General features: G+C 42.3%; 15 protein-coding genes. 11 read left to right on the top strand and 4 right to left on the bottom strand.

What is annotated here, in order from left to right; translation table 11 throughout:
* Positions 1-6 precede the first annotated feature (6 nt).
* From BFP97_RS12465 to BFP97_RS12420, 10 genes are all read left to right on the top strand, one after another.
* The gene (locus BFP97_RS12465; protein ID WP_069842734.1) at positions 7-1,134 is read left to right on the top strand and encodes a DUF4249 domain-containing protein; all 1,128 of its coding nucleotides are present in this window, start codon (positions 7-9) and stop codon (positions 1,132-1,134) included.
* A gap of 10 nt (positions 1,135-1,144) precedes the next feature.
* Entirely contained in the window at positions 1,145-2,287 is a 1,143-nt protein-coding gene (locus BFP97_RS12460; RefSeq protein ID WP_069842733.1) for a DUF4249 family protein, read from the top strand.
* Positions 2,288-2,293: 6 nt separating this feature from the next.
* On the top strand, positions 2,294-3,439 hold the full coding sequence (locus BFP97_RS12455) for a DUF4249 family protein (RefSeq protein ID WP_083262543.1): 1,146 nt from the start codon (positions 2,294-2,296) through the stop codon (positions 3,437-3,439).
* A complete protein-coding gene (locus BFP97_RS12450) occupies positions 3,440-3,763 on the top strand; it encodes a hypothetical protein (RefSeq protein WP_069842731.1) in 324 nt (107 codons plus the stop codon).
* A gap of 68 nt (positions 3,764-3,831) precedes the next feature.
* Entirely contained in the window at positions 3,832-4,344 is a 513-nt protein-coding gene (locus BFP97_RS12445; protein WP_069842730.1) for a DUF4920 domain-containing protein, read from the top strand.
* A 95-nt stretch (positions 4,345-4,439) separates the two neighbouring features.
* The gene (locus tag BFP97_RS12440; protein WP_069842729.1) at positions 4,440-5,966 is read left to right on the top strand and encodes a 7TM domain-containing protein; all 1,527 of its coding nucleotides are present in this window, start codon (positions 4,440-4,442) and stop codon (positions 5,964-5,966) included.
* Between the two features lie 3 nt (positions 5,967-5,969).
* Positions 5,970-6,860 carry a sugar-transfer associated ATP-grasp domain-containing protein gene (locus BFP97_RS12435; protein ID WP_069842728.1) on the top strand — a complete coding sequence of 297 codons (891 nt, stop codon included), beginning with the start codon at positions 5,970-5,972 and terminating at the stop codon, positions 6,858-6,860.
* Positions 6,850-7,077 (top strand): hypothetical protein, encoded by a 228-nt coding sequence (locus tag BFP97_RS12430; protein WP_139135289.1) that lies wholly within the window; start codon positions 6,850-6,852, stop codon positions 7,075-7,077. Before BFP97_RS12435 ends, BFP97_RS12430 begins: the two co-directional genes overlap by 11 nt.
* Positions 7,031-8,221 (top strand): hypothetical protein, encoded by a 1,191-nt coding sequence (locus BFP97_RS12425; RefSeq protein WP_139135288.1) that lies wholly within the window; start codon positions 7,031-7,033, stop codon positions 8,219-8,221. The genes BFP97_RS12430 and BFP97_RS12425 overlap by 47 nt, the downstream gene beginning before the upstream one ends.
* 144 nt (positions 8,222-8,365) lie before the next feature.
* On the top strand, positions 8,366-9,091 hold the full coding sequence (locus BFP97_RS12420) for a pentapeptide repeat-containing protein (protein WP_069842725.1): 726 nt from the start codon (positions 8,366-8,368) through the stop codon (positions 9,089-9,091).
* A 68-nt stretch (positions 9,092-9,159) separates the two neighbouring features.
* Here the strand turns inward: BFP97_RS12420 and BFP97_RS12415 are convergent, their stop codons facing one another.
* The 3 genes from BFP97_RS12415 to BFP97_RS12405 are packed head-to-tail and all read right to left on the bottom strand — an operon-like array spanning position 9,160 to position 11,655.
* On the bottom strand, positions 9,160-9,957 hold the full coding sequence (locus BFP97_RS12415; protein WP_069842724.1) for an SDR family NAD(P)-dependent oxidoreductase: 798 nt from the start codon (positions 9,955-9,957) through the stop codon (positions 9,160-9,162).
* Positions 9,950-10,939: an SDR family oxidoreductase gene (locus BFP97_RS12410; RefSeq protein ID WP_069842723.1), complete on the bottom strand. Its 990-nt coding sequence runs from the start codon at positions 10,937-10,939 to the stop codon at positions 9,950-9,952. Before BFP97_RS12410 ends, BFP97_RS12415 begins: the two co-directional genes overlap by 8 nt.
* On the bottom strand, positions 10,939-11,655 hold the full coding sequence (locus BFP97_RS12405) for a CPBP family intramembrane glutamic endopeptidase (RefSeq protein ID WP_069842722.1): 717 nt from the start codon (positions 11,653-11,655) through the stop codon (positions 10,939-10,941). Before BFP97_RS12405 ends, BFP97_RS12410 begins: the two co-directional genes overlap by 1 nt.
* Before the next feature lie 90 nt (positions 11,656-11,745).
* On the opposite strand from BFP97_RS12405, the gene BFP97_RS12400 reads away from it, so the two are divergent.
* Positions 11,746-12,474 (top strand): DUF6503 family protein, encoded by a 729-nt coding sequence (locus BFP97_RS12400; RefSeq protein WP_069842721.1) that lies wholly within the window; start codon positions 11,746-11,748, stop codon positions 12,472-12,474.
* A 43-nt stretch (positions 12,475-12,517) separates the two neighbouring features.
* Here BFP97_RS12400 and BFP97_RS12395 read toward each other — a convergent pair whose 3' ends face one another.
* Positions 12,518-13,168 (bottom strand): carboxypeptidase-like regulatory domain-containing protein, encoded by a 651-nt coding sequence (locus BFP97_RS12395; protein WP_139135287.1) that lies wholly within the window; start codon positions 13,166-13,168, stop codon positions 12,518-12,520.
* Position 13,169 lies beyond the last annotated feature (1 nt).

Genomic DNA, 13,169 nt, shown 5'->3' with positions numbered 1-13,169 from the left:
TGTGTGATGTTAAACCCCAGTCATCATAGCGTTCTCAAAAGTGTTATCGCTGTTCTGTTTGGGTTATGTGCTGTCCTTGCCTGTTCTGAGGTAATAGACCTTAAAAATGACAATGATCGTAAGCAACTGGTCATCTTTGGAAGAATTACCGATGGTGGCATGGGCAACTTGGTCAATATTACCAGAACGCTTCCTGAAGGCCAGAGTCCAGAGACCGTCAGTGGCGCAGTAGTCACAATCTTTAGGGAGAATGGGGAACAGGAGCAGCTGGTAGAAACAACGCCCGGTAACTATGAACTCTGTGGAGATCGGCTTCAAGGAGTGCCTGGAGGCATTTATCATCTTCAAGTAGATTTCGATGGTAAAGTATATACCTCCGAATTACAGGAAATGATGCCTATAATCAGTAGAGATGAATTGCGCTATGAGCTCGACATTGAAGAGGGTATTTCAAACCGAGGAGTGGCAACAAGCAGTGATGTTGTAAGAGTATTTGCCAATACTAGTTTTGATGAACTCCAAGAAGAATTTTACATCCGTTGGGCTATGGAAGAGGCTTATACAGCCGTAGCAATGGACCTCCCCAGGTCTTGGTTTCCAAGATACTCACCCATGGTCTGCTATATCATTAATGAACTTAGTGCTCAAGACATATTTCTGGTAGATGGCACAGAAATTAGGAATGTGAATCTGAATAACCGTGAGGTGGCCGTTCGACAAATTGATAGGAGTTTTGGTGTGAGCCACTACTTCAATATCATCCAATTTGCATTGAATAAAGAATCACATGAGTATTGGAGTAAGCTAAAGTCTCTGACCGAGCGTCAAGGGTCGATTTTTGATACTCCCCCAGCCGCAGTTTCTGGTAATATTACCAGTTCAGATCCATCAGAAGATGTTTTTGGTTTTTTCGAAGCTTCAAGTGTTGATACTTCGCGGGTACTCTTAACGAATAATGATATTCCACTCTTTTTTCTGGACCCTTGCCAGGTGGATCGAGATTTATTCCTTCAGATTATATCCGTTCCTTTTGAATGCGCTCCTTGTCTGGTTACCGAAAAATTGGTGCCAGAAACCTGTATTTTTTGTAACCGATTTGAGAACAGCACCTTAGAACGACCTAGTTACTACTAAAAGAGGAAGGATGAGGAACAAACTGTCATGTCGCTTATCTATTCTTCAAAAGCCAGCTTATAGGCTATTGCTACTGCTTCTTTTGGTGACTTTTGCCTGCTCCGAGGTTATTGAACTAGAAGATAATACAGTGGGCGGTCAAGTGATTATCTATGGCCGGATAAGCAACAGCACAGAAGCCAATGAAGTAATTATCTCAAGAGCACGTCAGGCGAGTACCGCACCCACTCCCATTGAAGAGGCAACCGTTAAAATTATAGATGATAATGGTCTGGAGGAGTTTTTAGTAGAAGGTGAACCAGGCCATTATGTATTAGAACGTAACATTATTTCAGGAGAACCCGGTAGGTCATACCGATTGGAAGTAAATATTCATGGAGATGTCTATTTTACTGATTTTCAAGAACTGCTGCCAGTGATTTCCCAGGATGAAATGAGATATGAAATTGGTGTAGAACGGAATATTACTTCTACAGGAGCGGCTGTTGAAGAAGATGTAGTTCGATTATTTGTCAATTCTGACTTGCCTAGTGATTTACCTGAGAAGTTCTTCATTAGGTGGGAAATGGAAGAAGTATATTCTGTACTGACCGGGGTTCTTCCAGCGTTTTGGTTTCCAGGTGCGCCAAATCAGAGCCAATGCTACGTTACTTACAAGTTGGGAGCAGAGGAAATATTCTTATTGGATGGAAGAGACATTAGAAGAAGTGATTTGAGAAATAGGGAGCTCATTACACGTAGGATTGACCGATCATTTGCCAACAAACACTATTTCAACCTGATTCAATCTCGTGTCAGTGAAGAGAATTTTGATTATTGGGAACGTGTAAGGACACTGACGATCACCAATGGGTCTATTTTCGACTCTGTGGTAGGGCCACTAAAGGGCAATGTAAAAAGTGAAGATCCCGGTGAAGAAGTTTTTGGTTTTTTTGAAGTGATAGGAATTGATACGGCTAGGCTGCTAATGACCAACAATGACATCCCAATCTTCTTTGAGGACCCTTGCAATTTTCAGGGAGACAAAATAGTTCCGTTATTAACAGTACCCTTTGGATGCGTTCAATGCCTGATACAACAAAAGCTAGTGGACCCTGGATGCCTCTCCTGTGCTGCAGTACCGAATAACGGGCCAAGACCTGGTTACTTTTAATGTAATTTGAAATTTCCAATACCATATCGCCCCGCCTCTTTTGTTAAGTCTCTAATTGGCTTACTCTTGGTCGGGATTTTCATTGCCGTAGGTTGTTCTGAGGTGATTGAGCTAGAAGATAATACGGTCGGTGGTCAGGTGATTATCTATGGTCGTATCAGCAACAGCACTCAAGCCAACGAGGTAGTTATCTCCAGAGCTGGTGAGGCGAGCACAGCACCTTTGCCTATTGAAGGAGCCATAGTCAAAATAGTTGATGACACGGGACTCGAAGAATTTCTTGTGGAGGATGCTCCAGGCCATTACACTTTGGGCAGGAATGTGCTATCCGGACAATTTGGAAGATCTTATCGATTGGAAGCGGATATCGAAGGGAGTATTTACACAACTGACTTTCAAGAATTGCTACCCGTTTTATCTCAGGATGAAATGCGCTATGAAATTGGAGTGGAACGAGATATAACTTCTTCTGGTGCTACGGTTACCGATGATGTTGTAAGGCTGTTTGTCGACTCTGACTTACCAGATGACTTGCCGGATCAGTTTTTTATGAGGTGGGAGATAGAAGAAGTCTATTCAGTACTGACAGGCTTCTTTCCGACATTTTGGTTTCCAAGAAGTGCACCACCTCAAAAACAGTGTTATGTGACACATAAATTGGGGGCAGATGAGATTTTTCTATTAGATGGGAGAGATATTAGAAGAAGCGACCTGAAAAATCGTGAACTCATTACGCGTGTAATCGATCGATCATTTCAGAACAAGCACTATTTCAACCTGATTCAGTCACGTGTGAGTGAAGAGAACTTTGAATACTGGGAGAAGGTAAGAACTTTAACCATCACCAATGGATCCATCTTTGACCAAGTGGTGGGACCACTGAAAGGGAATGTAAAAAGTGATGATCCAGGTGAAGAGGTATTTGGCTTTTTTGAAGTAATAGGCATTGATACGACCAGATTACTAATGACCAATAACGATATTCCAGTATTTTTTCGAGACCCCTGTGTTTTCCAGGGAGATTTAGTGCTTCCTTTGCTTACAGTTCCTTTCGATTGTTTTGAATGTCTGCTTCAACGAAAGATTATTGACCCACAGTGTGCCTTTTGTGAGGCGGTGCCTAACAATGGCCCAAGGCCAAGCTATTTTTAGATGACAACCATAAACGAACGTATTTTATCTCTTATAAAGGATTTAGGGGACTCTGAGAGTGGCTTCGCCAAGCGGATAGGAGTTTCAAGTTCAGTGATGTTTAACATCGTGAACCCAAAAGGAAGAAAGAGCTATCCCAGCGGGCCGGTGCTAGAAAAGATTCTTGATTTAGAGAAAAATGGGCAAAAAGTATCAGCGGAATGGTTGATGCGAGGCGCTGGAGATATCTACCAAAGTACCAATGATCAAAAGATTGCTAACCCAGAGGAGGCCTTAGACTATTTGAGGCAAGAGTTCATCCGGCTACAAAGAGGAGATAAATAACAGAAACTGATTAAAGTCATTGGGCCGACAAGTTTATACTTGATATCTTTGTCGAATAAGTAAAAGCTATGAAGAAATTATTGTTTTTGAGTTGTGTGTTATTCGCTTTCGCCTGTAGCCCACAAAATAAATCTGAAGAAAAGACGGCCGAAATTGTTGGCAAGTATGGAGCTGAAATCACTGAAGACGGTATGATTTCGGTAGATGATATGGTCGCCAAATTGTCTAAGTCAGATTCAATTATGGTGAAGGTAAAAGGTGAAATCACTGCTACTTGTGCCATGAAGGGATGCTGGATGAATTTGGTAATGCCGAACGGTGAGGAAATGAGGGTTACTTTCAAAGACTATGCATTCTTTGTTCCAAAAGAAGGTATGGAGGGTAATGAAGCCCTAATTGAGGGTGTGGTTACGAGAACGGTTACGGATGTCGAGACCCTTAAGCACTATGCCGAAGATGCCGGAAAGCCACAATCGATTATTGATGCAATCACTGAAGCTAAGGAGGAATTAGCTTTTGAAGCCAGTGGCGTAATCATCTATAAAACCCAGGTTGCTGAGGAGGTAACGACTGGAGAATAAATCGGAAGAATCTAATGAAAGCCATCCTGACAAGTCGGGGTGGCTTTTTTGTTTTTATGGGGTAGGGTAGAATTCTGTATGGCGTATCTAGAGTCATGCAACCTAACAAGTCATATAAACTCGTCAGTATCGCATTATTGGTACTGCCACTGATGTGGATTGCGCTAAGAGTGGTTACCAATACAAGTACAGTGAGCCTGTCAGAATTTGATCATCAATATGAACTCAGCTATGACTTTACTGTAAGAGGTGAAAGAGATTATTGGATTAAGACATTCATACCACAAAATGATGCACGCCAGTCGGTTGAGGTATTGGATGGCACTGTACCTCAGCAAATCACCAATGCAGAGAATAACACCATCGCCAGATGGGAAGGGAAATCTGAAGGGCTTGAAACAATCAATCTTAGTTTTTCTTTCAAGGGAAAATCAGTCGAGTATCAGATATCTGATGATATCGAATACGTCCCATACATTGCTTTTGACTTGCCGAAGGCACTAGCTTCTACCGAATACATTCAGTCTGACAACGAGCAAATAAAAGATGTTTCGGATCAACTAAGCGGAAGTCAAAGAGGCTTGAAACAAATGCTTAAGAGCTTCTACAATTATGTTTATGAGCTTCCTTCTAACGGTACAAATGAGCTGACAGATGCCGTCACAGCCTTGCAAGATCAAGAGGCCTCTTGCAATGGTAAGAGTCGTTTATTGGTTGCGCTATGTCGAGCGCAGCGAATACCTGCCAGAATGGTTGGGGGTATTATTATGGAATCAAGCGAAAAGAAAACGTCTCATGCCTGGGTAGAAATTCAGGTAAACGACACTTGGGTGCCCTTCGATCCATTAAATGGATACTTTGCTTCACTACCAGCCCATTATTTGAAACTCTATGAAGGAGATAACTTCCTAATTACCCGAAGTCCGGGAATAACTTTTGACTATCAATACAAAATTCAGGAGGAGCGAAATAACAAGTTTTCCAATTGGGGGATCGTTGACCTGTGGGCGTTGAGCACAGAGCAGAACCTGCCGCTAGATATGCTCAGAGTGATGCTATTATTACCGCTAGGCGCTTTGTTGATCGGCATTTTAAAAAATGTTGTTGGGTTTAAAACCATCGGTGTATTCCTTCCTGTACTGATCAGTATCGCACTTATTGAGACAGGAATAAGTACAGGATTAATACTCTTTTCGGTAATCGTTTTTTTGGTTGCTGCCTTGAACTACCCACTTACGCAATGGGGTGTTCAGCATACGGCAAAACTGACCCTAATGATGTCGGCAGTGGTGTTGTTGGTATTGGCACTTACTCAAGTATTGCCGGCTTCGAACACATCGGCACCGCTCTTTTTCCCCTTCATCATTTTGACATTGGTTTCTGAGAAAGTAGCCAGAACCATCGATGAGGATGGCTTGCGAACGGCATTGGACATGTACGCACAAACCTTGGTCGTTACCGTCATCATCTTCTTTGTCCTGAATGCTACTGTGATTCAGAACTTCCTGATGACCTTCCCTGAGATCTTAATCTCCTTTGCTGGAATTAATCTGATGCTGGGAAAATGGATTGGCTTTAGGGTACTGGAATACCCCAGATTTTGGAAAACTGTAAAGGCTTAAGATATGAGGAAGTGGTTAAGCAGTTTTCAAAAGTTAGAGTCCGAGGTATTGGGGATCAATGAGCGAAATATCGATTTCATTTACCAATTCAATAAGCGATCGGACTACATCCTGGCCGATGACAAATGCCTGGCCAAAGATATTTTTGTCAAGCACGATATACCTTGTCCGATTACTTATGGCATAGTTCATCACCTCGTTGAAATCCAGCCTGTCTGGAGTGCCATTCAGGATAAGGAACGCGTTGTAATCAAGCCTGCAAAAGGAGCTGGGGGCAAAGGAATCATGATACTGCGTAAGGCCGAAGGGTTCTGGTATAGTGGATCCAAACAGATCTCAGAAGAGCATATTTTTCATCATGTAGCTAATATCTTATTTGGACTTTACTCCTTCGGAGATAGTGATAAGGCCATTTTTGAAGAGTTTGTGACACCTCATCAATTTTTTGGCGAAATCTATGACCAGGGTGTTCCAGATTTCAGAATCATCCTGCTGAATGCTATTCCCCTAATGGGCATGCTGAGAATGCCTACTGAAGAGTCTGGAGGGAAAGCAAACCTACATCAGGGAGGCCTGGGCATTGGTCTGGATTTAGACAAAGGCATTTTGAAAAGCGCTTACAATGGGAAGGCCTATTTGACACATCACCCAGACAGTCAGCAAAGAATTCAGGGACTTGAAATCCCTTACTGGAATGAACTATTGCAAATGGCGAAAGACGTGGCACAGGTTTATCCACTGAAGTATTTAGGGGTAGACCTCGTGATTGACCAAAACAAAGGCCCGATGATCATGGAAGTGAATGTACGGCCAGGGCTTGGGATACAACTGGCCAATAAGCAAGGCCTAAAAAGAATTTTAGAAACGATAAGGAGGAATGAAAATGAAGCTTAAAAAATCAAAGTCACTGTATGTCTTAGTGCTATTAAGCCTGATCTCAGTGGCATTTATAGACCATAAACGAAACATGAACATGGAATTGACTTATTCACTGGGCCCTCAAAGGGGAGCAGAAGTGCTTGTAGCCAGTGAGGCGCAATTCATCAACCAAAACCAAAAACTAGATGAAACGGATATTCATATTGACGGCCTCACTATTCCTTGTCAGTAATGGACTGATAGGCCAATGGCAAAAGAAGTTCAGCGTAAGTGGCTTTGGGGGTTATGAACATAATATTTTTCTAAGTCCATCCACCTTAATCAGAGAGGGAGAGCAAGTGATCAGGCAGGATTTACTTACCAGCGGGTTTTATGAGGGAATTTCTTTCGGTGGAGACTTCGAGAAAAAATTTGAAGGCGGTAGATGGAAGCTAGGCTTCCAAACATCAGCCGCAAACTTTCACACTACTCCGGATGCCGATCGGTTGACACTGAGTCTAAAATCGTCTTACAGAAAACGCTATGCAAAAGGCAAGTACTTTGAAATAGCCCCTTCATTTGCGCGAAGGTCGCAACAGGGTATTAACGAGTCGGATGGCGTGTTAAGAACCACCTTTTCCTATACACGATTTAATTTACCCGTACACCTGGATTACTACCTGGGTAACAAAACCTGGTTCAAAACTGAGAGTGGTTACACTTTCAAAGCCTATGATCAAAATGACTTGGGTGAAAAGGTATCTTATCATGCTGCCTATACTGGCTTTGGATACAGCAAAAAGTGGGAAAAGGATAAGGTCACTTCCAAACTGACTTTCTCAGGAAATCTTGAATACAGGTACTACACTGATTTGGAAGTAGAAGACGAAGAAGAGGAGGAGGAAGTAGAAGGTGAAGAGGAAAATGAAGTAGTGGCAAGACCTAACAACCCCATTGGTTTTATCGCTGAAGAGCGTCAATGGTTCTTCTATCGTGCTAATCTCGAGTATAATGTCAAGAATAGTGGAACCAAGTTCGACTATACTTTGGGTCTTTATTATGTAGGCAGAGGTGACTCGGAACAACGCTTTGGTTATGGTGAAATTTCTCCCGGAGTGAGTATTAATTATCGAGCTAAGGGGTTTTCACTGACCGCTTCAACCAGATACAGTATGAGAAAATTCAGAACGCTGGAAGTGGGAGAAAACGATGAATTGCTCAGGTATAATTACTTAAGAAGCAGTTTTAGAGTCAATGTGCCATTGTCAAAAGGAAAGACTTGGTTCATCAAGGGAAACTTAATCGATCGAAAGTCAAGCCGAACAGATATTTCGAGCACTGCCTTCAGAGGATATTTCAATAATAGCATTGAAACAGGTATTACTATTCGTTTCTAAATAGTAAGTTTTGGTCTATAGTGCCCAGACAGAAGGTCTGGGCACTTCTTTTTAATGCAACCTTTTAGTCTTTTTTACATCTACTCTTTATAAGGCTGTAACGAAATCAATAATTTTCAGTCTGTATAAAAAACTAATAAGGTCATGAAAACTCAAAAACTCACTACCCGCGCAGTTATCTCATGCGCATTTTTAATGTTAATCACCCTTTCTGCATTCGCTCAACAAAAGGTCAAAGCATCTGATATTATGGAGGCTTTGAAAAAAGGGGATGAAGTTTCTTACAAGGATGTCACCGTCACAGGTGTTTTAGATTTCACCTTTATGGATGAAAAGAAACGTGACTTACCAACGAGGAGACGTTGGTGGAGAGATGGTTCTGACAACGAAGTCAATGAGACCATTGAATCGAAAGTCTCTTTTGTCAATGTGACTTTCGAAGACGATGTATTGGCTTACTATCATGACGATAGATCGGAGTATACCTTTACTGCTGATTTTGAAAAAGATGTCACTTTTGAAAACTGTAAGTTCCAAAGAAACGCCATGTTCAAGTACTCTGTTTTTGAGCGTTCAGCAAGTTTCGCAGCATCTTCTTTCGAAGAAGAAACTACTTTTAAGTATGCGGAATTTGAAGATCAGGCCAACTTCTCAAAGACGTTTTTCGATGAGGATGCCATCTTCAAATACACTAAATTCAGAGACGGTGCCAATTTTAATGCCGCCAAGTTCGACAGATCATTGGACATGAAATACACCAAGGTAAGAGGAGACTTGGACATCAAGGATATGGATGTTCGATGGGACATCATTACCAAGTATGCGGAAGTAAACGGAAGAAGCTTTACCCGCTACCTAATGGATAATTAAACTACCTTTAAATAGATCGAGAGAGCTCCGATCCCGAATCTTTGGGACGGGGCTTTTTCTTTTTATGCTTATCTGGATTGCTTGATGAAGGCATTGGCCAGCATACGCAGCTGTATGCGATATGGTATGATTTTACCCAGAGCCTTGTATACTTTCGGCATAAAGCCTGGTATGGCCACAGCCTTTCCCTGATACATCCTTGCCAAAGCATATTCAGCCACTTCTTCAGGTGTCTGCTGGGTCATTTTTGAAGCTTTCCCCATTTCCTTATCGCGCTGAATGACATCAGGATTGGTCAAAACAGCCGCAGGACAAAGAATAGTAATCCCAATGTTGGTTGCCTCTAATTCCTTTCTCAAAGACTGAGAGAAAGAATGCACAAATCGTTTGCTGGCAGAATAAATTCCTTTGTACGGAATATCATAGAATGCTGCCATGCTTGCCACATTGAGTAAATAGGCCTTTGGAAGCGTTTTCATATCTTCCAAGAACAAGTGGGTCAGCATTACCAGCGAGACCATGTTCAACTGCATCTGTCCATAGTAGAAACTGGCCTCGCGACTTAGAAATGCACCTGAGTTACCTAAGCCTGCATTGTTAACTAATATGTCAACTATATAGCCGTTTTGCTTACACCAGTCATAGATCTCCTGTGGACTATCTTTCTGCATCATATCCGTACCCAGCGCATCAAACGACTGGGTAGGATATTGCTCTTTTAAGGCGTCTGTAACCTCCTGAAGCTTGGGCTCAGGTAATGCTACGAGTAATACATTTTGTCCCCGAGCAGCACAGTTTTTAGCGATTGCTTTGCCGATACCATTGCTGGCTCCAGTGACTAAAGTGTAAGTATTTTGATCAGACATTATTTTCTTTCAGCCAATCGACTGTGTTCTGAATTCCTTGTTTCAAAGAAGTAACCTCATAGCCAAGTTCGTTTTGAGCTTTGGCACTGGATACACTCCATTTATACAGATATTTTCTTACCCATCCTGGCGTAATCATCGGCTGTCTTCCGAACCTTTCGGCCATGAAGAGCTGTAGTCTTCCGAAAGTCAATAATACACCTAATGGCATTTTATAAAGCTTGTACTTCTTACCGCCAATCTCCGCAATGGTGTCGAACAGCTCAAAGTAAGTCGCATCATCACCTCCCAATAAGTACCGTTCACCCGCACGACCGTTTTGCATAGCGAGCACGTGTCCGTTGATGACGTCATCCACGTAGACATAGTTACCCGTGCTCAATCCATCGCCTGGAATAAACTTCCACTTACCCTCGATATACTGTTTCACAAGCTTGGTTACAGAGTTGCTAACGTTCAGTGGACCAGGACCATAAACCCTTGTAGGGTTCACAATGACCACATGTTGGCCTTTGCTGACGTATTCTTTGATCAGAAGCTCTGATTCGTATTTGGTGCTTTCGTAGTCGGTAAAAAAGTCTACTTGTCTCGGAGTATCCTCATTTACGGGGCCATCAATGGCAGGGCCTATCACACCTGCTGTAGAAGTTACTACCACTTTTGCAACACCTTGCTTCTTAGCAGCATCTAAGACATTTAAAGTGCCATCAATGTTTACTGTTTTGAAAGTATCACCTTTAGCCCAGACGCTTGCAAAGGCCGCTAAGTGATATACCTCTTGACAGTCCTTCATCCCATTTTCCAAAGACTCAATAGCAAAGAGATCACCTTCTACAAAGGATATTCTCTCGTGTTGTAAGTCTGCAGCTTTCTGCTTCGAACGAATTAATGCCACTACTTCATGACCTTCATCCGCCAGTTTCATGGCCAATTTTCTACCGATAAAACCGGTACTGCCTGTTATGAATATTCGTTTCGACATTAAATGACTTTCATTTCAGGGTGATGTCTCAAAGAGAAAAAGAAGTTAGAGAGTGCCAATGTAATATGGACGAAGAAAGCGACCCAAATGGTTCCAGTAGTCAAGGTAACTAAGCATAAAATTATACCTAGTGGAACCGCACCGATCGTCTCTTCCAAGTTTTTCGGCACATGCACTAACGCATACAATGCCGCATTAAGAATTATTGCCGGCCATTCACCGAGTAGAGGCACTGTTGCAAAAAGCAGAAGACCTCGGAACATAAGTTCATAGCCAAAAAGGTAGGCGCACCAGGTAAAAGCGTTTGTGGCTACCATAGGCTTCGTCCATTCCTTTTCTCTCACATTGGGGTAAAAAGCCAGGTTTTTGGTCTTTTTGGAGTTGAAGAAGTTCATAGGAATGATGATCATAGCTAAGCCGATGATCCAATACAATGAAGTCGCGTGGTTCTGAAAGGCAATACCATAGTCTGAAGGACTTTTCCCCAAGACCGAAATCATGATTATAGCTGGAATAATACCTATGGTCATTGCACCCACATAGCGGTGTGACCAAATGGCTCTTGTCTTGCCTTTGGTTTCGCCATACTTCGCGATGAAACCTTGCGTCACTCTCTCCGATATGGAATAGAAATGATAAATACTAAAGCCAATAGTGACCAGTGCTATCGCAAGTACAGGTTCTAAGAATTCAGCCTTCCAAACGGGGATATCCATGCAAGAAATTGTGCTATGAGTTGGCAAAAATAAAAACATCTACTGGAATTAGGACGCAAGGCTTTATAAATTACAGTTCAATCCTATGGTATGAAGAAGTTATTTTTAAGTCTATCGATTTGCCTGTTGACGGCTACTGTTTCCGGTCAGTCTGTTACTGCCGATCAATTGGTCAACCGAGCCATTGCTTTCCATGATCCTGATGGCTGGTGGAGTAGAGTTAAAATGGAGATGGTCATCGAAATGGAAATGCCGGGTCGGCCCCCAAGATTGAGTAATGTTGTGGTTGATAATATCAAGGGCGGCTTTCATATCTCGGTCCTGAGTAATGATCGACTCTTGGAATGGATGGTGGACGGCAAGGACTCTTGTGACTTTAAAGTCAACTTTACTAAGCCGACTGTTGCTGAGGCTGACTCCCTGAACCTGACGCCTGACCGTGCCAGAAGGTGGAGAGACTACTATACTTACCTCTATGGTTTGCCTATGAAGCTTACCGATGAAGGGACCAACATTGGAGATGAGGTGATAGAAACCACCTTTATGGGGAAACCAGTATTGTCCTTAAGGGTAACTTATGACGAAGCGATCGGAAAGGACATCTGGTACTTCTATTTCAATCCAAATACTTATGCCATGGTAGGGTATCGATTTTATCATGATGAAGCCAAAAATGACGGAGAGTATATTGTGCTCGAAGATATGATCATCGAAAAGGGCATGAGAATTCCTAAGAACAGGAGTTGGTTTACCAATGCCGAAGACAAGCTTTTAGGAACAGATTACCTGAAAGAGTTCAAAGTCGATCGAGGCTGGTAGTTCAAATAAGAAAGGCGATTACCCAATTATCGGATAAGACCGATTACTTTTTCTTTTTACGCTTCAAAGAATTGATGAACTGAGACCAAGCAAAAGGATTCAGTAAAGGGTTGGCGCGAGGTCCTGCACTGTTTTGAAGGTTTACAAACTGTTGGTTTTGCATAAACCTGTAATTAGCACTTGGGCTGGCTTGCAAAGGGGTGGAACGAATTAATTCTTGAATTACCTCAGGAGCAAAGCTATTAATGACGTTCTGTTGATCCTCATTAAGGTTCATTGCCAAAATCGCTTCTTTAAAAAGCTCTTCGGAAGGGAAAGGGTTAACTTCAACCTCTCCCAGGTCTACAAAATCCTCTTCTAAAGCGAAAATCACAGTCCATCGATCGCCCACATCTTCTGGGATCACAACTTCTCGATTTTTGAAACCCACTGCACTAATGATCAGTGTTTCTCCTGCGAGGAAAGCCTTACTAATCCATCCTTTGTAGTCGGTGATGTCTCCTCTACCACTTCTTTTGTTGAAGACATGAACTCCAGGGATGGTTTGGGTACTATCCGCATTCATTACCAGTCCTGAAACCTGAACAATATGTAGGTCTTCTTTATCCTGAGCACTAGCTGTTTGTGGCAAACACGCTAACAGCGCAGTTGCCAGAGGTAAAATCAGGTAATATTTTTTCCAAAGGGGCTTCACC

The sequence above is a fragment of the Roseivirga sp. 4D4 genome, assembly GCF_001747095.1.
Classification (GTDB): Bacteria; Bacteroidota; Bacteroidia; order Cytophagales; family Cyclobacteriaceae; genus Roseivirga.
The sequence above is the reverse complement of the archived record's forward strand: the minus strand, read 5'-3'. Positions and strand labels throughout refer to the sequence as shown.